Source organism: Pseudomonas nicosulfuronedens, from assembly GCF_005877905.1.
GTDB lineage: Bacteria > Pseudomonadota > Gammaproteobacteria > Pseudomonadales > Pseudomonadaceae > Pseudomonas > Pseudomonas nicosulfuronedens.
Map to the genome: position 1 here is coordinate 53,301 of NZ_SWDV01000030.1, position 22,727 is coordinate 76,027.

Sequence of the window (22,727 nt, forward strand, 5' to 3'; positions counted from 1 at the left end):
CGTTCCAGCCGTCGCAGGATGTTCACAGGCCGCCGGCAGACTGGGCCGCTCAATCGGGAAAGGGGGGCTTTCGCCTATGCGCCGTTGTCTCGCTGCTGTACTGGGCACCTTCGTACTGGCTGTCGCCAGTGTCACCGCCAGCGCCGAGGAATCGCCCGGCCGCACGCTGAGCGAGGCTGCCGGCGTTCCCTGGCCGACGGTAATCGCTCACCGGGGGGCTTCCCACGACGCCCCGGAAGAAACCGCGCCGGCCTACCTCGCGGCCCGCGACCTGGGGGCGGATTACCTGGAAGCGGACCTGCAGCGCACCAAGGACGGCGTGCTGGTAGCGGTGCACGATGACACCCTGGAGCGCACCACCGACGTCGCCAAGGTCTTCCCGGGTCGTGAAAAGGCGCCGGTGAGTCAGTTCACCCTGGCCGAGCTCAAGCGCCTGGACGCCGGCAGCTGGTTCAACGCCGCCTATCCCGAGCGCGCGCGTTCCAAGTACGTGGGTGTACGCATCCTGACCCTCGATGAGCTGATCGACATCGCCGAAGGCGGTGGCGAAACCCCGGGCCTTTACCTGGAAACCAAGGCGCCGGGGCAGTTCCCGGGCATCGAGGAAGACCTGCGCAAGGTGCTGGAAAACCGCGGTTGGCTCAACGCCGATGGCGAACCCCAGGGCAAGATCGTGTTGCAGACCTTCGAGAAGAGCAGCCTGGAGCTGCTGCAGAAGAGCATGCCGAAGGTGCCGAAGATCCTGTTGTTGTGGGTGGGCGATGGCTACCTGGCGGCGAAGAGCCCGACGACCTTCGCCCAGTCCGGCGAGAAGATCAAAGCAGACTTCTATGCCCGCCAGGAAGTGAAATCCAGGGAAGAACTCTTCGCCTGGCTGGATTGGGCCAAGGCCAATGGCGCCCTGGGTGTCGGCCCTTCGGTGACCCTGACCGCCCGTGGCGACCAGAGCTACATGGACCTGGTGCAGCCTTGGATGAACCAGGCCGCCCATGAGCGTGGTCTGTTCGTGCATGCCTACACGGTCGATGACGCGGTGGACTTCGACCAGTTGAGCAAAGCCGGCGTGGACGGCTTCTTCACCAATCGCACCGACCAGTTGCTGCGCTTCCTTGGCCGCCCGCCGAGCCAGGGGGTGGGCGAGGTGCTGAAATCCGTTGGCTACTGAAGGAAGAGGGCGGCGTGGCTCGATCTGTAGGATGGGTGGAGCGCAGCGATACCCATGCTGCCGGCACGTGGGCCTGATGGGTATCGCTGCGCTCCACGCCATCCTAGGAAAAGCGAATGGGGGCAGCGCTGGCGCGTTGTTGCCCTACGCCTCCCAACCTGTCCAGCGAGAGCTCTACGCCAGCGGCAGGGACAGGTGCAGGCTCACGGTCGCCCCCTGGCCGGGAGGGCTTGCGAGTACCAGCTCGCCCTTGAGCAGCCCCACCAGTCGTTTGGCGACGATCAGGCCGACTGGCGCGTCCTGCAGCATCTGTCGTGCAGCGTCGGCGGCCAGTTCTTCCAGCGAGTAGACTGCCAGCGGGTCTTCCGGGGTACTGGCGATGGGGGCTGCGTTGAGACGGACGGACAGGTGCTCGTGCTCGACCTGCCCATGCAGGCCGATGCGCAGGATGCCGGCGGTGGTTTCGCGGATCAGGTAGGCCAGCAGGTAGTCGAGGATCTTGCGCAGCAGCAAGGGATCGCCCAGTACCGCTTGATCCAGCGGTGGTGCCACTTCGACCTCAAGCTTCAACCCCTTGACGCTGGCCGGCGCAGCGGCGCTGGCCAGTGCGGCGTGCAACAGTTCTTCCAGGCTCAATGGCAGGCTCTGCATCTGCTCCTCGCCACTTTCCAGGCGGGCGATCTGGCGCAGGTCGGCGGTCAGCCTGAGCAGGTCGCGGCTGGTGCCGTCGATCCACTCCAGCGCCTGGCGGTCGGCCGGCTCCAGGCTGGCGCGCTGCAGGACCATCTCCAGCAGGCCGTGCATCGCCCCTAGCGGCAGGCTGAACTCGTTGCTCGCCCGCACCAGGAAGTTGAGTTTCTGCCGGTTGCTCAGCTCGGCCTGCTGCTTGTCCGCCTCGATGGCGCGCAGGCGGTCCTGGCGGCCGGTGATGTCGGCGCTGCCGCAGATCATTCCGAGCAGCCGCCCCTGGGCGTCGCGGTAGGGCTTGCCCCAGTGGTGCAACACACGGCGCTGGCCGTGGATGCGCAGCTCGATGTCGCGGGCGAAGGCCTGTTCGGCGGCCACGGCCTGTAGGAAGTACTGGTGCAGCAGTTCGGCCTGGGCCGGCGCGTACCAATCCACGTCCATGGCTCGGGTGCCCAGCACCTCGGCTAGGTCGACGTCGTAGAGGCGCAGGAAGGCGAGGTTGGCATGCACCAGGCGGCCACCGGTATCGCGTACGTAGAGCGCATCGGGCAGGCTGTCGACCAGGCTGCGCAGCATCACCAGTTCGTCGCTGGCCGGCGCCGGCTGCTCGGGTTCGGCCTGGGGGGCGGCCACCAGCGCGTTGCGCCGGGCGAAGTCGATCAGTTCCGCCAGGCTGTGCAGGTTGAGCTTGTGCTGCAGGCGCGTGCGGTAGGTGCTGACGGTCTTCTCGCTGATGGTCAGCTCATGGGCGATCTGGTGGTTGTTGCGCCCGCTGGCGAGGAAATACAGCACGGAAAGTTCGCGGTTGGACAGGCTGGCCACCCGCTCGCGCTCACCGCTGCGCACCTGGGGCAGATTGACGTTGCCCAGCAGACGCATGGGAAAGTAGCTGCGGCCGCGCAGCAGCATGGCCACGGCCAGGCTCAGCTCACGCAAGTCGTCGTGCTTGCTGACGAAGCCCGAGGCACCGCCCTGCAGGAAGCGTCCGACGATGTGCTCCGAGTCCTGGGCGCTGAACGCGAGCACCGGCAAGTCGACGCCGTGCGCCTTGAGCCGCGCCATCACGTCCAGGCCGTTGAGGCGCGACAGGTCGATGTCGAGGATCAGCAGGTCCGCGGGGCGTTCCAGGCTCAGGCGCAGGGCGTCCAGACCGTCCTCGGCCTCGCCGGCGATGGCGTGGCCTTCGCTCTCCAGCAGCACGCGGACGGCATGGCGGGTGACCGGATGTCCGTCGGCGATCAGCACCTGGCCCATGGCATTTTTCCTTGTCGAAGTCTCGTTCAACGCTAGAGCATTTCCGCCCGTCCTGCAGAATTTGAGTAGGAAGTTTCCTACGCAACGGTAAATGCTTTCCCATCTTCGGAGCTCATCGCTCCGAGAAGAATCGCCCCAGAGACCGGCTCACGCGCCGGCCAGACATGGATTCTGGAGGGCTACCAGATGAACACCCGCAACCTTTCGCCGACGAGCCGACACGCGCCGCCGTTTCTTCCCACGTTGCTGGCAGCGGTGATCACTTCGCTGGCGGCGCTGCCGTCGCTGGCTGAGGATTTCGATACCCCGCAGTCGTTTTCCCCCTGGGAGAACAACACCAGCGAATTGCACGATGCCCACTTCGACGTGAATGCCGGCCAGGCCGCCATTACCGTCAACGACATGGAATTCAGCATGGACGGTGGCTGGGTGCACAACACCGGCAGCGGCGGCGGTCTGCTGTTCAACCTGTGGAGTGGCAAGCAGGACGAGGTCGACCACGTGGAAGTCGACAGCGCCGGCAGCTTCGGCCTGCAGGTCAACGGTGGCACGGTGAACATCGTCGACTCCCAGGTCAGTACCCACGGTGACAACGACTACGGCCTGGACGCCCAGAGCGGCGGACAGGTTGCATTGGTGCGCGGCGTTGTCGCTACCGACGGCGACAACGCCGCCGCGGTGCACGCCCACAACAACGGTGCGGCCCAGGTCACCGGCAGTGCGCTGAGTACCGTGGGCGACCATAGCGCCGGCGTACTACTGGACAACAACGGCACCCTGACGCTGGGGGATTCCCAGGTTTCCACCTCCGGTGATGACAGCACCGCCATCCAGGCCAACAACGGTGCCTCGCTGCAGGTCAGCGGCGCGACCCTGGAAACTGCCGGGCAGGGCAGCCATGGCGTGCACATCTCCAGCAACAGCGCCGAGAACTCCCTGAAGGACTCAAGCGTCACCACCCACGGTGCTGCCAGCATCGGGGTGATGGTCAACAACGCCAGCGGTTCGGCGCAGGTGCAGAACAGCCAGATCGTCACCGAAGGCGAGGGCAGCCATGGCCTCTACACCCGGCAGGGCACCCGTATCGAATTGTCCGAGGGTAGCCAGGTGACCACCCGCGGCGTCAAGGCCGATGGCGCCTGGACGGCCGAAGGCGGCAGCATCGGCATCACCGACAGCAGCCTGAGCAGCAGCGGCGCCGGCTCGGCGGCGGTACATGCCGCTGCCTCCGGCACCATCAGCGTCGACGGCAGCCAGCTTTCCAGCACCGGCAGCGGCGGTGCGGGCATCCACCTGGACAACGGCGGGACGGTGGCCGCCAGTGCCAGCCAGATCGATTCGAGCAATGGCTCGGCCATTCTCTTCAGCCAGGGCGACCAGCCCGGCAGCCAGGCACAACTGGACCTGAGCGCCAGCCGCGTGACCAGCGATGCCGCCGTGGTGACGGCACAGACCGGCAGCGCCGGCACCTTCAATGCCACGGGCAGCCAGTTGCAGGCCGGCAACGGCGTCGGCTATGCCATCGCCGAGGGCGCCAGTTTGCAGTCCACACTGACCGACTCCAGCCTCGACGTCGGGGATTCCGGTCTGCTGGCCGATGTCGCCGGCAATGGCTCGCTGAAGCTGACCAGCGAAGGCAGCGACCTGCACGGCGACACCCGTCTGCAGGACGGCGACCAGGGCCTGCTCGACATGACACTGCACAACGCCCGCTGGCAGCTGAACGCCGACTCCAGCCTGAGCAACCTGGACGTGGACGGCGCTACCGTTGCCTTCGGCGCCGATGGTTACCACACCCTGTCGATGACCGGTGACCTGACCGGCGCCGGCACTTTCGACATGAACACCGATCTTTCCAGCCTGCAGACCGACCTGATCCTGGTGGGCGGCCAGGCTTATGGTGCCCATACCCTGGTGGTCGCCGACAGCGGCAAGGAAGCGGGCGGCGATCAACTGCGCGTCGTTGGCACCCAGGGCAGCCCTGGTGTCTTCAGTCTCTACGGCGAGCATGTGGATGCCGGCGCCTACCGCTACACCCTCGAGCAGCAGGGCAACGACTGGTACCTGGTCGCGTCCGGCAAGAATGTGGTCGACCCGGTCGATCCGACCGATCCGGTAGACCCCGACCAGCCCTCCACGGGGCCCGGTGATGGCGGTGAGCCCGGGACGACCACTCCTGATCCGGGTGATGGAGGCAATGAAAACGGCAACCAGGGCGGCACGGACGGCGGCGATCAGGGCGGCAGCTCGGGCGGGAACCAGGGCGGCACCGACGGTGGCAGCCAGGGAGGCAGCGACGGCGGTGACCAGGGCTCCAACGGGGGCGGCGGCACCAGCCAGCCGGACATCATCTCCAAGGGTTCCAACGTCGCCCTGGGTATGCAGAGCGCCGCGGCCAATCTGTACTACGCCGAGCTCGGCACCCTGGTGCAGCGTCTGGGCGAACTGCGCCTGAGCCAGGACGAAGGCGGCGTCTGGATTCGCGGTATCGGCAAGCGTATGCGCATGGGCGAGCACTATGGCCGGGCCTTCGAACAGAACCTCGATGGCGTCGAGATCGGCGCCGACAAGGCCATCCACCTCGACGGCGCTCGCCTGTACCTGGGCGCCATGGTCGGCGCCAGTGAGTCGCGCATCCGCTTCACCGAGAGCAGCCGCGGACATCTCGACAGCACCAGCGTCGGCGCCTACGCCACCTACCTGCGCGACGATGGCTGGTACCTGGACAACGTCATCAAGTACAGCCACATGGACGGCGACGTGAAGGTCCCGACCAACCTCGGCCAGCCGGTGAAAGGCGACTACAAGGCCGACGCCTACGGCGTCAGTGTCGAGGGCGGAAAACGCATCGACCTGCACGACCAGTGGTTCGTCGAACCCCAGGTGCAGCTCAGCGCCACCCACTTCGAAGGTCCGCGCTACACCAGCAGCGACGGTCTCAAGGTGCGTGCCAGCGACACCGACTCGCTGCAGGGTCGGCTCGGCGTGCGCGGCGGCAAGGAAATCCAGCTCGACCGGGACATGCGTCTGCAGGCCTACGCCACCGCGTCCTACATCGACGAGTTGGCCGGCAACACCCATGTCCGCGTCAACGGCGAGAAGCTCAACAACGAGCTGCCCGGCTCGCGCGGCGAACTGGGGGCCGGTGCGGCACTGCAGGTCAGCCGCCAGCAGAAGGTCTCGCTGGAAGTGGACTACGCCAAGGGCGACCACCTCGAGCAACCCTGGGCCGTGACCCTGGGCTACCGCTACCTCTGGTAGGCAAAGACCCACGGGGAGGGCACTGACGCCCTCCCGTTCCCCTTCGATATTCCGTGCGGAACCGGTGCTCCGGTACCAGGGAGACGATCATGTACAGGAAACTTGCCGCCGAACTCATCGGCACCTTCTGGCTGGTCCTGGGCGGCTGCGGCAGCGCCGTTCTCGCCGCCAACTTCGGGGAGCATGGCATCGGGCTGCTCGGCGTCGCACTGGCCTTCGGCCTCAGCGTCGTCACCATGGCTTACGCGATCGGCCCGATCTCCGGTTGTCACCTCAACCCGGCGGTGAGCGTTGGCCTGATGGTTGGCGGTCGCTTCCCGGCCGCCGACGTACTGCCCTACATCCTTGCCCAGCTCGTCGGAGGTCTGCTGGCCGGCGGCGCGCTGTACCTGATCGCCAGCGGCGCGGTCGGCTTCGACGCAGCCAGCGGATTCGCCGCCAACGGCTACGGCGATCACTCGCCCGGCGGCTACAGTCTGGGCGCAGTACTGCTCTGCGAAGTGATCATGACCGCCATCTTCCTCTTCGTGATCATGGGCGCCACTGACCGTGACGCTCCGGCGGGCTTCGCGCCACTGGCCATCGGCCTGACCCTGGCGCTGATCCACCTGATCAGCATCCCGGTCAGCAACACCTCGGTGAACCCGGCGCGCAGCCTGGCCGTGGCTTTCTACGCCGCACCCTGGGCACTGGAACAGCTCTGGGCCTTCTGGCTCGCTCCGCTGGTCGGCGGCAGCCTCGGGGCGCTGGTCTATCGCGTGGTCCGTGGCCGTTGATGTCTACACTCGCTGTGGCGCTTGGCGCCACGTCGTCTGCAACCAGGAGATCGTCATGAATGCCCGTCAACTGATTCCCGCCGTTCTTGCCGCCGCACTGCTGCCCTGGACGCTGGCCCAGGCAGCCTCCCTTGGCGATGTTGCCGGTAGCCTCGGCGGCCTTGGCAACCTGTCGTCGGTGTCGTCCGGCAGCAGTGGCAACGTCGCCGGCTTGCTGGAGTACTGCGCCAAGAACAACTACCTCAACGCCGATGCGGCGACCCAGGTGAAGGACAAGCTGCTGGGCAAACTGCCAGGCAATACCACTACCAGCGACAGCGGCTACAAGGACGGCGCCAAGGGCATCCTGACCGGCAGCGACGGCAAGAGCCTCGACCTGTCCGGCAGTGGCATCAAGGAAAAGGTCACCAAGCAGGTGTGCGACAAGGTCCTCAGCCAGGGCAAGTCGCTGCTTTGAGACTGCCGATTGCCGAGGCAAGTCTGTTCGTAGGATGGGTGGAGCGAAGCGATACCTATCGAAAGGTTCCCGGCGAAGCTGATGGGTATCGCTTCGCTCCACGCCATCCTACGGGCTTGATTGCTGCCTACGAAGGGCGATGTTTTTCGTAACGCACATCCCGCTCATCCATGCGCCCGGCCAGTGTCCAACCCTGCTTGAGGTAGAAGCCATTGGCGCGAATTTCTTCGCCGCCATCGGTCACCAGCCAGATCGTCCCGTGCTCGCGGAACAGCTGCTGTTCCGCCGCCGCCAGCAATAGCTGCCCCAGCCCCCGGCCTTCGCAGTGCGGTCGCACGAACAGCGCGAAGACTTCCCCCGACTCCAGATCCACCATGGCGAAGCCTCCAGCAATGCCGTCCAGCTCGGCGATCCAAGCGCAGGGGCCGGACTCCAGCGCGTCCTTCAGTGCCGCCGGGGTGATGCCCAGTTCGGCCAACTGGCTGCGGCTCAGGTGGTTCTGTTGCACGCTGGTGCGGATGTCGAAAAGGCTGTCGATATCGGCCACGCCGGCCGCGCGAATCCTCGCATTCATGAACGTTCCTTCTTTTGATCGATGAAAGGGCGGGCCTCGCGAAAAGGCCCGCCAGGCCCGCGTCAGGACGCGGAGAAAGCCGGGTGGTAGGCGACGCTGCCAGCGGCTGTCGAACCGTCCAGCGACAAGGCCATGAAGTACTCCGGCGGTACACCCGCATAGCGGATCGCAGCGTCCTGGGCGAAGCCGAAACGCCGGTAGTAGCGTGGGTCGCCGAGCACGACGCAGCCGCGCGCGCCCAGCGCCTTCAATTGCTCAAGCCCTGCGTGGATCAGTGCGGCGCCGATGCCTCGGCCATGCAGGTCAGGTCGTACGGAGACCGGGCCGAGGCCGTACCAGTTCAGGTCCGCGCCATCGAGGGTGACCGGCGAGAAGGCGATGTGGCCGACCACCTCGCCGGCGAGCGTGGCGACCAGCGACACGCTGAGCGCGCCGGCCGCGCGCAGCGCATCGACGATGGCGCCCTCGGTACCGTCGCTGTGCTCGGCCACGGCGAAGGCCGCTTCGGTCACCTGACGGATGATGGCCGCATCGTTGGGCCGTTCGGGATGGATGTCGTATTGCATGGTGCGATTCCTTGTGAAAACGACCGGGCAGCCGCTGGCGGCCCGGCCGGGGCTGTCAGCGGTTGTCCAGTTGTGGGCGTACGGCGCCCAGTCCGCTGGCGTTGATGCGGTACGGCGAACCGCCGCGCGAGAGGATCAGGCGCTTGTTCTTCAGCTTCCTGAAGACCGCCAGGGTGCAGTCGGCCAGTACGTATCCGTCACGGGTATAGCACTCGACGAAGACGATACGACCGGAGTCGTCGCGCTGGAAGGAAATGTGGCCGCCCTTGGCGAGGACGTGCAGGGTCCGTTGTTCCGATCTGGAAATGTTCATGGTGGAAACCTGATTGCAGTAGGTGCGTAGAAACCGCGGGCACAAGAGGGTGTCCGCCAGTGTTTGTGCGCATCGATAACCGTCCCGCCTGCTGGGCAAGGCGTCTGCGGTTATCGGGCTACTGCTATCTCCAACATGAATTCGGACCTCGATGGATCAGAGAGGATGCCCGTAGGTGGGCGCGGCAATTCTAGGCGCTGGGCGGGAAGGCGATCAACCCGCAGGTTGTTGCCTCGTCTTTCATCTGCTGCTGCCCGATGCGGTAAGCTGCCGGACTTTGCCAGCGTTCCATCCGGAGAACGATCCATGGAAGACCTCAACACCCTCTATTACTTCACCCAGGTGGTGGAGCAGGGTGGTTTCGCCGCGGCCGGCCGTGCGCTGGACATCCCCAAGTCCAAGCTCAGCCGGCGCATCGCCCAACTGGAGGAACGCCTGGGCGTTCGCCTGCTGCACCGCACCAGCCGGCACTGCTCGCTGACGGAAATCGGCCAGGAGTACTACCAGCGCTGCGTGGCGATGCGCATCGAGGCGGAAGGGGCTTCCGAGGTAATCGAGCGCAACCGCGCCGAACCGCGCGGCCTGGTACGCCTGGCCTGCCCGACGACGCTGCTCAACTCCTGGGTCGGGCCGATGCTCACTCGCTACATGCTCAAGTACCCGCTGGTAGAGCTGTTCATCGAGAGCACCAACCGCCGCGTCGATCTGCTCCACGAGGGTTTCGACATTGCCTTGCGGGTGCGCTTCCCGCCGCTGGAAAACACCGACATGGTGATGAAGGTGCTGGCCAACAGTACCCAGTGCCTGGTGGGGAGCCCTGAACTGCTCGAACGCATGGCCGGCGACAGCTCGCCCATGGGGCTGGGGCAATTGCCCAGCCTGCACTGGGGTGGCATGCAGCGCGAGTATCAATGGGAGCTGTTCAACGATGAAGGCGAGCGTCTGCTGATTTCGCACAAGCCACGGATGGTCACCGATGACCTGCTGGCGTTGCGCAATGCGGTGCTGGCTGGCGTCGGTATCGCCCACGTACCCCGTGTGGCGGTACGCGAGGACCTGGCCGCCGGCAATGTGGTGGAATTGCTGCCGGGCTGGTCGCCCAAGTGCGGCATTGTCCATGCGATCTTCCCGTCGCGCCGTGGCCTGCTGCCCTCGGTACGCACGTTGATCGATTTCCTTGCCGAGGAGTTCGGCGAAAGCGACATGGCCTGAAGACAGTCCCCGGCGCGCAGCGTTGCGTTTCGCGCACCGCTGTTTTGCCGGCCCGACCGATTCTGTGCGAGGGGGTGGCGGCATAGTCTGGCGCCACTGTTTTCCCCTCAAGGAATGGTCATGAACTCCGCTTCGACTTCCCTCCCGGCTGCCCCTGCGCAACCGACCCTTTCCTCTGCCATGGTGGCCTTGCTCGCGTTCTGCTGCGGCGCGGTGGTTGCCAACCTCTACTACGCACAACCCATCGTCGAGCTGATCGCCCCGGCCATTGGCCTGTCTACCGAGCACGCCAGCCTGATTGTTTCGCTGACCCAGTTCGGTTACGCCATAGGCCTGCTTTTCCTCGTGCCGCTGGCGGACTTGCTGGAGAACCGCAAGCTGGTGATCGGCTTCACCCTGGCGGTCGCGCTTTGCCTGGCCGGTGCCGGGCTGGCGAGTTCGCCTTCGGTGCTGCTGGCCTGCGCGCTGCTGATCGGCCTGACCTCGGTGGCGGTGCAGATACTCGTTCCGCTGGCCGCGCACCTGGCGCCGGAAGAGGCCCGGGGGCGTGTGGTGGGCAACATCATGGGCGGCCTGTTGCTGGGCATCCTGCTGTCGCGGCCGGTGTCCAGCCTGGTGGCGGAAGTCTTCGGCTGGCGCGGGGTGTTCCTCGCCGCAGCGGTGCTGATGCTGGTGATTGCGCTGGTGATGGCGGTGGCACTGCCGCGCCGCGTACCGACCCATAGCGCGACCTACCCACAGCTGATCGGCTCGGTGTTCTCGCTGGCGCGGCGCTACGCCGTGCTGCGCGAGCGTGCGCTCTACCAGGGTCTGCTGTTCGCTGCATTCAGCGCCTTCTGGACCATCGCGCCCATCGAGCTGATCCGCCACCACGGTTTCAGCCAGACCCAGGTCGCGCTGTTCGCCCTGGTCGGCGCAGTCGGTGCCGTCGCCGCGCCCATTGCCGGGCGTCTGGCGGATGCCGGGCACACCTTCAAGGGCACCCTCGTGGCGCTGCTGCTGGCGCCGCTCGCCCTACTGCTCGGGGCGCTGCCCGGCGCGGGGTTCTTCTGGCTGGTGGTCTGCGCGGTGCTGCTGGACTTCGCCGTGCAGCTGAACATGGTGCTCGGCCAGCGCGAGGTATACGCCCTCGACCCGCATAGCCGGGCGCGCCTGAACGCGGTGTATATGACCAGCATCTTCGTCGGCGGCGCGCTGGGTTCGCTGGTCGCCAGCCTGCTTTACGAGGCCATCAGCTGGACACCTTTCGCCATCGGTGCGGCGGTGATCCCGGCCATTGCCACCTTGCTCTTCCTGCTGCGCGGTGAAGGCCACGCCTGAGAGCACAGGCGTGCAAGGCAACGGCAGAAGTGATTGGGTACACTCCGGGATTTCCCCCTACCGGAGTCCCGCCATGGACAAACTGCAGGCCTTGTCGATGTTCGTCGAGACCGTGCGCTGTGGCGGCTACTCGGCGGCGGCCCGCAAGCTCGGGGTAGCGACTTCCTCGGTGACCCGGCAGGTGGCTGCGCTGGAGGCGGAACTGGGCGCCGCACTGCTCAACCGCACCACCCGCCACAGCAGCCCGACCCTGGCCGGTCAGGCCTACTACGACAAGGCCGTGGAAATCCTCGATGCGCTGGTGGAGGCCGATGGTCTGGTCAGTGACCGCGGCAGCGAGGCCAAGGGCCGACTGCGGGTCAGCGTGCCGGTGGAGTTCGGTCGCCGCGTCATCGCCCCGCACCTGGGGCGTCTGCTGGCACAGCATCCGGAACTGGAAGTCAGTCTGTCGCTGAACGACCAACTGGTCGACCTGCCCAAACAGCAGATCGATCTGTCCGTTCGCCTGGGGGCGACGTTGGTCAGCGACGACATCATCAGCCGGCGCATCGGCCAGTTCGACCGCTGGCTGGTGGCGAGCCCCGGCTACCTGGAACGTGCCGGCACGCCCAGGCATCCGCTGGAACTGATGGAGCACCCGTGCCTGCGCTTCGACTACGGCGGTCCGCACTCGACCTGGACCTGCAGCGACGGCCAGGAAACCTGGGCACTCAACGTGCAGGGCCGGTTGCAGAGCAACAACGCCGATGTCCTGCGAGAGACAGTGCTGGCTGGCGGCGGCATTGCCCTGCTGTCCGACTGGCTGGTGGCCCAGGACGTGCGCAGCGGCCGGTTGCGTCGCCTGCTGCCGGACTACCAAGTGTACCCCGGCAGCACGGTGGGCAGCATCAATGCCCTGTACCCGCCGAGCCTGCGCGAGTCCAGCCGCATCCGCGTCTTCGTGGCCTTCCTCGAGGAAGTCCTCGCGGCTCAGTGACTGTCGGCACTCGGCTGGGTCGGTGGGGCGATCTTCTTCATCAGCGGCACCAGCAGCAGGGTCACGGCAAAGCACGCGCCCACCAGCAGGAAGGCATCGGCGAAGGTCAATGTCTGTGCCTCGCGCCAAGTCAGGTCCCACAGGTGTTTCAGCGCCTGCTGCGAGGGTTCGCCGTTGAGATCCATGGACGGCGCCAGCCAGTGGTTGAGCGCTTCGTTGCCGCTGTTCAGGTGCTCGGCCAACCGCAGGAAGTGCAGGTTGGCGCGGTCGTTGAGCACCGTGGCGCAGGCGGCGATGCCGATGGCGCCACCGAGGTTGCGCATCAGGTTGAACAGCCCGGAGGCCAGCTTCAGCCGTTCCGGCGGCAGCGAGCCCAGGGCCAGGGTTACGGTGGGCGCCACGCAGAACTGCTGGGCCATGCCGCGCAGGGCCTGCGGGAACATCAGCTGCGCCGAGCCCCAGTCGTGGGTCAGCGGGGCGAACTCATACATCGATAGCGTGAACATCGCCATGCCCAGTAGCAGGATCCAGCGCAGGTCGACGCGACGGGCGAGGGCGGCATAGAGCGGGATGCTCATGATCTGGAAGATGCCGGTGGAGAAGATTGCCAGGCCGATGTCCAGCGCGCCGTAGCCGCGCACCCGGCCGAGGAACAGCGGAGTCAGGTAGATGGTGGCGAAGATGCCGATGCCGGTGACGAAGCTGAACAGGCAGCCGAGGGCGAAATTGCGTTCCTTCAGCGCGCGCAGGTCGACGATAGGGTGCGCGGCGGTCAGGCTGCGGTAGATGAAGGCGATGCCGCAGAGGCCGGAGATCCACGCGGTGGCGAGGATGGTGTCGTCGCTGAACCAGTTCCAGCGCGGGCCTTCCTCCAGGGTGTATTCCAGGCAGCCGAGGAACAGTGCCATCAGCACGATCGCCGGATAGTCGGCGCCCCTGAGCAGCGACAGGTCGGGTTTGTCGATGCGCACCATGATCGGCACCACGATGGCGACGAACAGCCCCGGCACCAGGTTGATGTAGAACAGCCAGGGCCAGGAAGAAATGTCGGTGATCCAGCCGCCCACCACCGGCCCCAGGGTCGGCGCCAGGGAGGCGATGGCGCCGATGGTGGCGGCGACTATTACCCGTTGCTTGCCGTCGAAGTAGAGGAAGCCGGTGGTGAACACCATGGGGATCATCGAGCCGCCGAGAAAACCCTGCAGCGCGCGGAAGGCGATCATGCTCTGGATGTTCCAGGCCATGGCGCAGAGCAGGCTGGTGAGGGTGAAGCCCAGTGCCGAAGCGGCGAAAAGCCAGCGTGTGGAGAGTACCTTGGACAGCCAGCCGGAGAGCGGAATGACGATGATCTCGGCGATCAGGTAGCTGGTCTGCACCCATGCAAGCTCATCTGCACCGGCCGAGAGTCCGCCGCCGATGTCGCGCAGCGAGGCGGAGACGATCTGGATGTCCAGCAGGGCGATGAACATCCCCAGGCACATGCAGGCGAAGGAGATGACCTTGCGCCCGGTGGAAAGGCTTTCCACCGGCACCGTGTCGTTGCTCCAGAACTGGCTGCGCGAAAGGCTCACGGCCGGGTGTCCTGGGCGACGCGTTGATCGGCCGAGCCATGCTCGTGCGCTCGGGTGTCCACTTCCACCAGCACGGAGAGGCCGGGGCGCAGGTTGCCGAGGCGACCGTCGGCGTCGTCCAGGTGCACGCGCACCGGCACGCGCTGGACGATCTTGGTGAAGTTGCCGGTGGCGTTCTCCGGCGGGAGGATGCTGAACTGCGCGCCGGTGGCCGGGGCGAGGCTGTCCAGGTGGCCGTGGAAGACCTTGCCGGGGAGGATGTCGGCCTCGATGGTCACCGCCTGGCCAGGCTGCATGCGCGCCAGTTGGTCTTCCTTGAAGTTGGCGTCCACCCACAGACCTTGCGCCGGCACTACGGCGAGCAGCTGGGTGCCGGCGGCCACGTAGCTGCCGACCCGTGCCCGACGGTTGCCGATGTAGCCGTCCACCGGGGCGCGCAGCTCGGTGTAGCCGAGGTCCAGGCGCGCCAGGTCGCGGGCGGCGACGGCCTGCTCCAGCGCGGCCAGGGCCTGCTGCCGCTGGCTGTGGATTACGTCCAGCTGGCGCCGCGCGGCGAGCAGGCTGGCGTGGGCCTTGTCGCTGTTGGCGCGGGCGGACTTGAAGCTGGCATCGGCGCGTTGCGCGGCTTCTACCGACACGGCGTTGGTGCGTACAAGGGTGGCATAGCGGCGCTGGTCGTCGCGGGTGCGTACTTCCTCGGCAGTAGCCGCATCGATCTCCGCCTGGCTCTGGCGGATCAGCGCGTCCTGAAGCGAGGCCTGGGCGTCGACATTGCCCAGCGCCGCTTCCTCGGCGTGAACTGCGCCTTCGGCCTTGGCCAGGGCGGCGCGGTAATCGCGGTCGTCGATGCGGGCGAGCAGGTCACCGGCGTGCACCAGCTGGTTGTCGCTCACCTTCAGCTCGGCGATGTACCCGGCAACGCGCGGGCTGATCACCGTCACGTCGCCGCCGACGTAGGCATCGTCGGTCTTTTCCAGGAAGCGCCCGTCGAGCCACCAGTGCCCGGCGTAGGCGCCGACGCCGAGCAAGGCAGCCGTGGCGACGGCGAGCTTGAGGGCCTTGCGCGATTTCGGTCTGGCCGTATCGACGGCCGGCGAGGCGGGAAGGGTAACGGACTGGTTCATGGCAGTGCTCGCTCAGGCGTGATCTACGTGGGGAAGGGCGGCTTGGGGACGGTGATGGACGGGGACGAGTCGGTCGCCTTCGCGGCGATGGATCTGGTGCTGCGGGCCGATAGGTTCGCCGCTGTCGGCGTCCACCAGGGCGATGTGCACCGGCTGGCCGCTGCGGGTGTCCACCAGCTCGGCGGTGCTGGCCATGCCGGCGTGGCGCTGGCCCCATTGCAGCAGGGTGAGCAGCACCGGGCGCAGGTCGCGTCCACTCTCGGTAAGCAGGTACTCGTAGCGGGGCGGGTGATCGTTGTACTGGCTGCGTTGCAGCAGGCCGCTGTCCACCAGGGCGCGCAGGCGGCGGGTGAGGACGTTGCTGGCAATGCCCAATCGTGCGAGGAACTGGTCGAAGCGGGTGGAACCGTAGAAGGCTTCGCGCAGGATCAGCACGTTCCAGCTGTCGCCAATCAGATCCAGCGCCTGAGCCACAGGGCAGGGCAGGTGTTCGAAGGTGGTTCTGCGCATGATTGAATCCATTTGAATTAAAGCCATCATCTAATCGGGCCGCCCTGTAACGGGCCTGCAAGGCGACAGGCGAGGTCTGGATGGAAAAGATTATGGGTGTAATCTAAAGCGGTCACTTGCTTTGCGCAAGTGACTCGTCGCGGGAGGAATGGCACAGGGGATGAACGGTGTGTCGGGTGAACTTCCGGTAGGCACAAGCGTTGCCTGATCCTGCGGAACCTTACCGGAGAAGTTCAGGGGAAGTTACCGGGAAGTACCGTCCGAACAACTCTGGAAGTGGTCGGGATAATTATCCGGGAAATGGCCTGGAACGTCTGTTCCATAACTTTCCAACAGGCAAAAAAAGGCCGCCTGGGGAGGCGGCCAAACCAAAGGATGATGAAGTGGAGCAATCGGCCGGACGCTCTGGAGCGGGCATCCGGGACTCATGTTCTTCATCGGGGCGCAAGCTTAATGGCGATAGCGGCAAATGCTGAATCATTCGTCTCGATATCAACTATCGACAAGGCTGGTTGGAGGGTGGAGCAGCGGATTGTTATTTCTTCGCTCGCTCTGCCTATGGCGGGGAAACATAAGAAAGTTATTCGCACTAAAAACGATAGACCTGCCAAGACAAGACCAACAAAGGGGTAGCAGATGTCCGCGTTCCGACTCTCATTGCTCGGTGCCTGCGTCAGCGCATCGATCATCGGTATGCCGTTCCAACTGGCGCACGCCGCCGTCGTTTCCGACCAGTCCGAAGCCACCGGCTTCATCGAAGGCAGCACGGCTTTGCTGCTGATGCGCAACTACTACTACAACAGCGACCGCAAGTCCGGTGCCGGTGACCGCAAGGACTGGACCCAGGGCTTCACGCTGAACTACAGCTCCGGCTTCACCCAGGGCACGGTCGGCTTCGGTGTCGAGGCTTTCGGCAACTGGGGCATCCGCCTGGATGGCGGCGCTGGTACCTCCGGCACTGGCAACCTGCCGGTGCGTGACGATGGCTCGCCGGAAAGCGAATACGGCCGTGCCGGCGGCGCCGTGAAGCTGCGCGTGTCGAAGACCGAACTGCGCTGGGGCGACCTGCAACCTACCGCGCCGGTGTTCGCCGCCGGGGGTACCCGGCTGTTCCCGCAGACCGCCACTGGCTTCAACGTGCTCAGCAGCGAGATCGCCGGGCTTGACCTGGACGGCGGCCACTTCACCGGCGGCAACGGCCCGGTGACCACCAACGGCGACCACGGCATCTGGGCCTCCTACGCCAACGTCGAGGCCAGCAGCATCGATTACGTGGGTGGCAAGTACGCGGTCAACGACACGCTGAACTTCTCGCTCTATGCCTCCAAGCTCGAAGACGTGTGGCGCCAGTACTACGGCAACGCCAACTACACGCTGCCGCTGGCGGACGACCAGTCGCTGAACTTCGACTTCAACATCTACCGCACCAACGACGACGGTAGCGCCAAGGCCGGCGAGATCAGCAACACCACCTGGTCTGCCGCCGCCGCGTATACCTTCCTCACCGCCCACACCCTGACGCTGGCTTACCAGAAGGTCCACGGCGACACGCCGTTCGACTACGTGGCCTTCGGCGTCAACGGCCCCGGCGATACCGGCGACTCGATCTTCCTCGCCAACTCCATCCAGTACTCGGACTTCAACGGTCCGGAAGAAAAGTCCTGGCAGCTGCGCTATGACCTGGCGATGGCCACCTACGGTATTCCCGGCCTGAGCTTCATGGCCCGCTACGTCAACGGCCACGGCATCGACGGCACGAAAATGGCCGCCGATAGCGAGTATCGCGGTTATGGCTACGGCGAGGACGGCAAGCACCACGAGACCAACCTGGAAGCCAAGTACGTGGTGCAGTCCGGGCCGGCGAAGGACCTGTCGTTCCGTCTGCGCGAGGCGATTCACCGCGGCAATGCCGACCAGGCCGAGGGCGACGTCAACGAGTTCCGCCTGATCGTCGACTACCCGCTGTCGATCCTGTAACGCCAACGCAGCACCTTGCTGGGTGCTGCCCCAGGAGCTCTTCGTAGGAGCGAGCTTGCTCGCGAATGGATTGCCCGGCCGCTCCAGCATCAAGCGGTTCGCGAGCAAGCTCGCTCCTACAGGACCCGACGCCACGCGCAGATATTCCCGGTTTGCAGGGCGGTCTTCTGCGAGCCTGGAATGCGGGCGGGGCGCTACAATCGGCGCTCCGTTCCCGCCCCGCGAGAAGAGTCGATGTCCGAAGAAGAGCGCCGCACGCAACTGATCGATGGCCCGGTGGGCAAGCTGCAATTGCTGATCGACCGGCCGGGCATGCCGGTGCGGGGCATCGCCCTGATCAGTCATCCGCAGCCGCTGCTGGGCGGCAGCCCGAAGCACCGCGTGCCGCTGACCCTGTCGCGCAAACTGTGCAGTGCTGGCTGGCTGACCGTGCGGCCGAGCTTCCGGGGGGTGGAGGGCAGCGAAGGCGCGTACGCCGAAGGCATCGGCGAAGCGCAGGATATGCTCGCGGTGATCGCGTATCTGCGTAATGAGTATCCCCGCCTGCCGTTGGCGCTGGTGGGCTTTTCCTTCGGCGCCTATGTGTTCGCCCGCGTGGCCAGCGAGCTGTCACCGCCAGCGGATGCCATCGTGCTGATGGGTTTGCCGGTGGGCACGGTTCCCGGCGGCCGCGACTACCAAGCGCAGGCGGTGCCGGCCGAGTGCCTGCTGCTGCATGGCGAGGCGGACGAGATGGCGCCGCTGGCCAACCTGCTGGCCTGGGCGCGGCCCCACCAGCGCGAAGTGCTGCTCTATGCCGGCGCCGACCATTTCTTCAAGGGTTGCCTGGAGAAGGCCGTCGAGAGGGTGCTCCAGCACCTGCAGCGCACGGCGACCTAGACAGGATCAGAGGTCCTTCTTGATTTCCTTGTCCAGGTGCTTGTCTTCCTTGTGACGCTCCTTGTCGAGGTGGTCATCGGTCTTGTCCACCTCGTGCTTGTCGTGCTTGTAGCCCTTGTCGATCTCCTTGGCGTCGTGGTCGACACCCTTGTCGAGATCGCGGTGCAGCTCGCGCACGTCCTTGGCGACGTCGCCCTCGGCCTGGGCATACCCAGCCAGGGCACCCAGGAGTGCGAGGCAAGTGGCGAAAGTGAGCGTGACAGGTTGCATGGCGGCGGCCTCCGTTGGTGACGCGGAAAGCAGCAAGTCTAGTTCCTGATGGCGCGTGCGCGGTTCTCCGTGCGCAGGGCGTGCAGCGTCCAGAGGCCGCCGCAGAAATCCACGGCACCGAACAGCACCACTATGGGCTCGCACAGTTGCAGCAGGGCGAAGATCGCGAAGCTGGCCAGCACCAGGGTGCGGGTATACACCGAGGCGAGGAACAGCGGCCGCGACTCGCTGCGGGCGGCGGCGAGGTAGTAGACGCCGATGTTGAACGCCAGGACGCCGACGATGCGTATCCACACCTCCGACGTGGCGGCGATGTGGAACAGGCCGAGCAGCAGGTTGGGCAGCAGCATCAGTGCCAGGCCCAGCAGCATCAGGTAGCAGCCGAACCATTTGAGGGTGAGGGCGGGTCTGGACATCGATCGGAGTTCCTTGCAGCGGTTGGCGGGGCGCAGCGCCCCGCGGGGTCGAGGGTCAGCGGGTGCCGCGGCGGCGCAATGCCGAGGGGCTGAAGTACTCGCCGTCCGGCAGCGCCTGGGTGAAATCGATGCTGGCCGGCTCTTCGTTGTCGAGGTTCATCGCCACGTAGCGGCGCGCCTGCAGGTCGTGGAAGACGTCGATGGAGGTCCAGGTGGTGGGCAGCTCGTAGTAGCTGCGCAGGTAGGCCATGGACACGCGCCACAGCTCGCCTCGGCCATCGTACTGATCCACTTCGGCGGCGCCCCAGCTGTCTTCGTCGAGGAACAGCACGCGCTTGGAGTAGATGTGCCGCGCGCCTGGCTTGAGCGTGCCTTCGACCACCCACACACGGTGCAGCTCGTAGCGAGTGTATTGCGGGTTGAGGTGGTTGGGCGTGAGCAGGTCCTTGTACTTCACTTCGCCGCTGGCGAGGCGGAAGTTGTTGTAGGGGATGTAGATCTCGCGCTTGCCCAGCAGCTTCCAGTCGTAACGGTCCGGCGCGCCGTTGTACATATCGGTGTCGTCGGCGGTGCGCAGGCCATCGGACGAGGCGATGGGCGTGTCGTAGGCCAGGCTGGGCGCGCGCCGCACACGGCGCTGGCCGGCGTTGTAGGCCCAGGCCTGGCGCGGTTCCTTCACCTGGTCCAGCGTCTCGTGCACCAGCGCGGCGCTGCCGGCCAGGCGCGCCGGGCTCTTGGTGAAGGCGAGGAAGTAGAACATGCGGTTGCCCAGACCTTCGAAGTTACCGCCGGGTTGGTAGTACTTGAACAGTGCTTCCTGCTGGGTCACCACCGGCGAGTAATCGCCGTTTCGTTGCACGGCGGCCTCGGCGGAGCGGCGCACGATGAAGGTGCCGCGATAGCGGGCGATGTGGTTCCACACCGCCTCCACACCGCTCTGTGGAATCGGGAAGGGAATGCCACCGAAGGCATCGACGAAGCCGTTGCCGTTCTCGGCCAGCCTGGCGCTGGTCGCATTCTTCAACGTGTTGTCGTAGACCCACTGCGGCGCCGAGCCGCTGCGGCGGGTCGGGTACACCGGAATCTGGAAGGTGTCCGGGTAGTTGTCGAACATCGCCAGTTGGCCGGGCGTCAGGTTGGCCTTGTACTGCCCCAGGTTGGCCTTGGTGATGGTGAACAGCGGCTTGTCCGCCGCGTACGGGTCAATCGGATGCTGGCCGGGCTTGAAGCCGGCCGGGGCCTGGGTGATGCCGCCGGTCCAGGCGGGGATGCTGCCGGCGGCGTTGCCAGCCTTTTCCGCGCCCAGCGGGGTGAGGGTGGATTGCAGCCTGGCCGCTTCCTGCGGGGAGACCGCCGCCAGCGCTCCGCTGGCGGTGAGGGCCAGCGCCACGGCGCCGGCCAGGGTACGGATGTTGCCCATGGTGAATCTCCGCTCAGAAGGAGTATTTGACGTTGAAGCCGACGTTGTCGCGGTCGCGCGCGGCGTTCTCCTGGCCGGCGCCGTAGAACTCGGTGTACTGCAGCTCGGCTTCCAGGCTGTTCAGGTAGGTGGCCTTGAGGCCCAGGGTGTAGGCCTTGCGCCCGGCGATGAAGTTGCCAGCCTGCTGCGAGTTGCCGCTGAAGTCGTCCTTGTAGACGGCGTAGGGCGAGAGGTTGACCCCGGCGAACACATCGTTCCAGGTGCCGGTCAGCAGCAGGGTGGCGCCGTAGGCGTTGCGGTTGACCTGGTCGCTGCGGTCGAATCCGGAGACGTACGCGCCATTGCTGCGCCCGGAGTAGTAGCGTGTGCTGCCGTCATACGCGGTGTATTGCAGGCTGCTGCCGCGCAGTTGCTCGGCGGCCACTTCGAACACGCCCATGAACGAGTCGAAGGACAGCGACGGGCCGAAGTTGTAGATCGTGCCCAGCGAGCTGTTGAAGGACTCGACGCGCTCGTAGTCGTGGACCGCGCCGCCGAGGCCGACCATCTGCCCGCCGACATTGACCTTCTGCCCGTCGGCGATCTTCCCGGCCTGGGCGAGCATGTCGCCGAGCAGGTCGTTGGTGGTGGCCACGCCGATGGGCAGGTTGGGCCGGTAGGCGATCTCGCCGAACAGCGAAGCGTCGCCCAGGGTAGTGTTGAAGCTCAGGCCGTACATGCGGATGTTCTCCACATATTCGCGGCGGGCGTTAGCCTGGTTGGCCATGTCCACTGCGGCGGCGGCGTTGATCAGGCCGAGCATCTGCCCACCGCTTTGCACCAGCGCGTCGTAGGACGGCGAGCCGACCAGCTGCGCCAACTGGTCCATGTCCAGCCCGGCGTAGCTCTTGTTCAGGTCGGCATAGATCACCGGATCCTTGGCGTGGTAGTTGACGAAGTAGAAGCCGAACTCGGTGGAGTTGAGCTGCTCGGCGATGTAGTGGAAGGCCACGCCGAACTGGCCGTCGTTCTTGGCGTTGATGTCCTGGCCGATGTGGCTGACCTTGAAGTAGCCGTTCTGGTCCAGGTAGTCGGTGCCCTGCAGGCCGGCGAAGTGGCTGGCCGAGAGCATCGGGTAGAGGCTCTGGAAGGTCGGGTCGGACAGCGCCTTCACCCGCGTATAGCCGGTGTTGCCGCCGTCGGCGAAGAGGTCGGTCTCGGAGAAGAAGGTGCCGGCCGGGTCGAGGCGGGTTTCCTTCCAGTTCCACTGGTAGAAGGCGTCCATCGACAGGCTGTCGGTGAGGCCGACGTTGAAGCTGACTGCCTCCACGGGCATCAGTACTTCCTTGAGCTCCGAGCCGGGCAGGCGGAACTTGGCGGCGTCCACCGGGTTGGTGGTGTTGATGCCACCGCGGTAGAACACGCCTTCGCCCCAGTTGAAGACCTGGTTGCCCAGCCGCGCGCTCAGCGGATGATCGGTGATATCCCAGTTGCCGTAGAGGTAGGCATCGAGGATTTCCGCGCGGTGGCCGGCGGTGTCGCGGGTAGCGTCGGTGAAGTGGTCGTTGTGCGGGTAGCTTTGCGACGGCTGTGGCGGCTCGTTGTGGTCGTAGTAGTCGTTGCGCTTGTCCATGATCTGCGTGTCGTAGAACGCCGAGCCGCGCATGAACAGGCCGTAATTCTGGTAGGTGGCCTCCAGGTCCGAGGTGATCTTGTACACCTCCGAGGCCAGGCCGGTGCTGAAGTTGCGGTTGCCGTCGTTGCTGTTGACGTCGTTGTTGGTCTTGTCCTGACCTTGCACGCGCCACAGCGCGCCGTAGGACACGGTGGTGTCCAGCGAGCCACTGAGCTGGTTGTCGAGGAAACTGAATTCGACGGCCTTCGACTGGCCGCTGAGCATCAGGGGTAAAACGCAGGCAAAGGCGGACCCGGTCTGCAAGCGACGCTTGCGGGATCTGGTGGTCATGTGAGGCTACTCCAACGACGGGTTCTTATTGTGTGTGTCATCAGACGGGGCCTC

20 protein-coding genes are annotated in these 22,727 nt (G+C 65.8%); 9 read left to right on the plus strand and 11 right to left on the minus strand.

Annotated elements, in window-relative coordinates; genetic code table 11:
- The first annotated feature begins 76 nt into the window (after window positions 1–76).
- On the plus strand, window positions 77–1,165 hold the full coding sequence (locus FAS41_RS21385; protein WP_138525436.1) for a glycerophosphodiester phosphodiesterase: 1,089 nt from the start codon (window positions 77–79) through the stop codon (window positions 1,163–1,165).
- A 174-nt stretch (window positions 1,166–1,339) separates the two neighbouring features.
- Here the strand turns inward: FAS41_RS21385 and FAS41_RS21390 are convergent, their stop codons facing one another.
- Window positions 1,340–3,106: a response regulator gene (locus tag FAS41_RS21390; protein WP_138525437.1), complete on the minus strand. Its 1,767-nt coding sequence runs from the start codon at window positions 3,104–3,106 to the stop codon at window positions 1,340–1,342.
- Window positions 3,107–3,292: 186 nt separating this feature from the next.
- On the opposite strand from FAS41_RS21390, the gene FAS41_RS21395 reads away from it, so the two are divergent.
- The 3 genes from FAS41_RS21395 to FAS41_RS21405 all read left to right on the plus strand — a co-directional run bounded on the left by FAS41_RS21395 (window position 3,293) and on the right by FAS41_RS21405 (window position 7,600).
- Window positions 3,293–6,367 (plus strand): autotransporter family protein, encoded by a 3,075-nt coding sequence (locus FAS41_RS21395; RefSeq protein ID WP_138525438.1) that lies wholly within the window; start codon window positions 3,293–3,295, stop codon window positions 6,365–6,367.
- An 89-nt stretch (window positions 6,368–6,456) separates the two neighbouring features.
- Entirely contained in the window at window positions 6,457–7,143 is a 687-nt protein-coding gene (gene aqpZ / locus FAS41_RS21400) for an aquaporin Z (RefSeq protein ID WP_138525439.1), read from the plus strand.
- A 55-nt stretch (window positions 7,144–7,198) separates the two neighbouring features.
- Window positions 7,199–7,600, plus strand: coding sequence for a DUF2501 domain-containing protein (locus FAS41_RS21405; RefSeq protein WP_138525440.1), 402 nt, complete (start codon window positions 7,199–7,201; stop codon window positions 7,598–7,600).
- Window positions 7,601–7,727: 127 nt separating this feature from the next.
- Here FAS41_RS21405 and FAS41_RS21410 read toward each other — a convergent pair whose 3' ends face one another.
- From FAS41_RS21410 to FAS41_RS21420, 3 genes are all read right to left on the minus strand, one after another.
- Window positions 7,728–8,174, minus strand: coding sequence for a GNAT family N-acetyltransferase (locus FAS41_RS21410; RefSeq protein WP_138525441.1), 447 nt, complete (start codon window positions 8,172–8,174; stop codon window positions 7,728–7,730).
- Window positions 8,175–8,236: 62 nt separating this feature from the next.
- Complete coding sequence (locus FAS41_RS21415; RefSeq protein WP_138525442.1) at window positions 8,237–8,740, minus strand: GNAT family N-acetyltransferase; 504 nt, start codon at window positions 8,738–8,740, stop codon at window positions 8,237–8,239.
- A gap of 55 nt (window positions 8,741–8,795) precedes the next feature.
- On the minus strand, window positions 8,796–9,053 hold the full coding sequence (locus tag FAS41_RS21420) for a YjhX family toxin (RefSeq protein ID WP_138525443.1): 258 nt from the start codon (window positions 9,051–9,053) through the stop codon (window positions 8,796–8,798).
- 306 nt (window positions 9,054–9,359) lie between these two features.
- On the opposite strand from FAS41_RS21420, the gene FAS41_RS21425 reads away from it, so the two are divergent.
- The 3 genes from FAS41_RS21425 to FAS41_RS21435 all read left to right on the plus strand — a co-directional run bounded on the left by FAS41_RS21425 (window position 9,360) and on the right by FAS41_RS21435 (window position 12,561).
- Complete coding sequence (locus FAS41_RS21425; RefSeq protein WP_138525444.1) at window positions 9,360–10,265, plus strand: LysR substrate-binding domain-containing protein; 906 nt, start codon at window positions 9,360–9,362, stop codon at window positions 10,263–10,265.
- Between the two features lie 120 nt (window positions 10,266–10,385).
- Complete coding sequence (locus FAS41_RS21430; protein WP_138525445.1) at window positions 10,386–11,585, plus strand: MFS transporter; 1,200 nt, start codon at window positions 10,386–10,388, stop codon at window positions 11,583–11,585.
- Window positions 11,586–11,658: 73 nt separating this feature from the next.
- Complete coding sequence (locus tag FAS41_RS21435; protein WP_138525446.1) at window positions 11,659–12,561, plus strand: LysR family transcriptional regulator; 903 nt, start codon at window positions 11,659–11,661, stop codon at window positions 12,559–12,561.
- Here the strand turns inward: FAS41_RS21435 and FAS41_RS21440 are convergent.
- From FAS41_RS21440 to FAS41_RS21450, 3 genes are all read right to left on the minus strand, one after another.
- A complete protein-coding gene (locus FAS41_RS21440; RefSeq protein ID WP_246084916.1) occupies window positions 12,555–14,042 on the minus strand; it encodes a DHA2 family efflux MFS transporter permease subunit in 1,488 nt (495 codons plus the stop codon). The two genes, FAS41_RS21435 and FAS41_RS21440, sit on opposite strands and share 7 nt — an antisense overlap.
- An 86-nt stretch (window positions 14,043–14,128) precedes the next feature.
- A complete protein-coding gene (locus FAS41_RS21445; protein ID WP_138525447.1) occupies window positions 14,129–15,256 on the minus strand; it encodes an HlyD family secretion protein in 1,128 nt (375 codons plus the stop codon).
- Window positions 15,257–15,268: 12 nt separating this feature from the next.
- Window positions 15,269–15,766 (minus strand): winged helix-turn-helix transcriptional regulator, encoded by a 498-nt coding sequence (locus tag FAS41_RS21450; protein ID WP_138525448.1) that lies wholly within the window; start codon window positions 15,764–15,766, stop codon window positions 15,269–15,271.
- A 636-nt stretch (window positions 15,767–16,402) separates the two neighbouring features.
- On the opposite strand from FAS41_RS21450, the gene FAS41_RS21455 reads away from it, so the two are divergent.
- Both FAS41_RS21455 and FAS41_RS21460 read left to right on the plus strand, forming a co-directional pair.
- Window positions 16,403–17,743 (plus strand): OprD family porin, encoded by a 1,341-nt coding sequence (locus tag FAS41_RS21455; RefSeq protein ID WP_425049039.1) that lies wholly within the window; start codon window positions 16,403–16,405, stop codon window positions 17,741–17,743.
- Between the two features lie 234 nt (window positions 17,744–17,977).
- Window positions 17,978–18,622, plus strand: a complete 645-nt coding sequence (locus FAS41_RS21460; protein ID WP_246084914.1) for an alpha/beta hydrolase — start codon at window positions 17,978–17,980, stop codon at window positions 18,620–18,622.
- Window positions 18,623–18,628: 6 nt separating this feature from the next.
- Here the strand turns inward: FAS41_RS21460 and FAS41_RS21465 are convergent, their stop codons facing one another.
- From FAS41_RS21465 to FAS41_RS21480, 4 genes are read right to left on the minus strand one after another with little or no spacing between them, the layout of a single operon-like run.
- The gene (locus FAS41_RS21465; RefSeq protein WP_138525450.1) at window positions 18,629–18,892 is read right to left on the minus strand and encodes a hypothetical protein; all 264 of its coding nucleotides are present in this window, start codon (window positions 18,890–18,892) and stop codon (window positions 18,629–18,631) included.
- Window positions 18,893–18,930: 38 nt separating this feature from the next.
- Window positions 18,931–19,308, minus strand: coding sequence for a hypothetical protein (locus tag FAS41_RS21470; RefSeq protein WP_138525451.1), 378 nt, complete (start codon window positions 19,306–19,308; stop codon window positions 18,931–18,933).
- 55 nt (window positions 19,309–19,363) lie between these two features.
- Complete coding sequence (locus FAS41_RS21475; protein WP_138525452.1) at window positions 19,364–20,728, minus strand: DUF1329 domain-containing protein; 1,365 nt, start codon at window positions 20,726–20,728, stop codon at window positions 19,364–19,366.
- Between the two features lie 13 nt (window positions 20,729–20,741).
- Window positions 20,742–22,673, minus strand: coding sequence for a DUF1302 domain-containing protein (locus FAS41_RS21480; RefSeq protein WP_138525453.1), 1,932 nt, complete (start codon window positions 22,671–22,673; stop codon window positions 20,742–20,744).
- Between the last annotated feature and the right edge of the window lie 54 nt (window positions 22,674–22,727).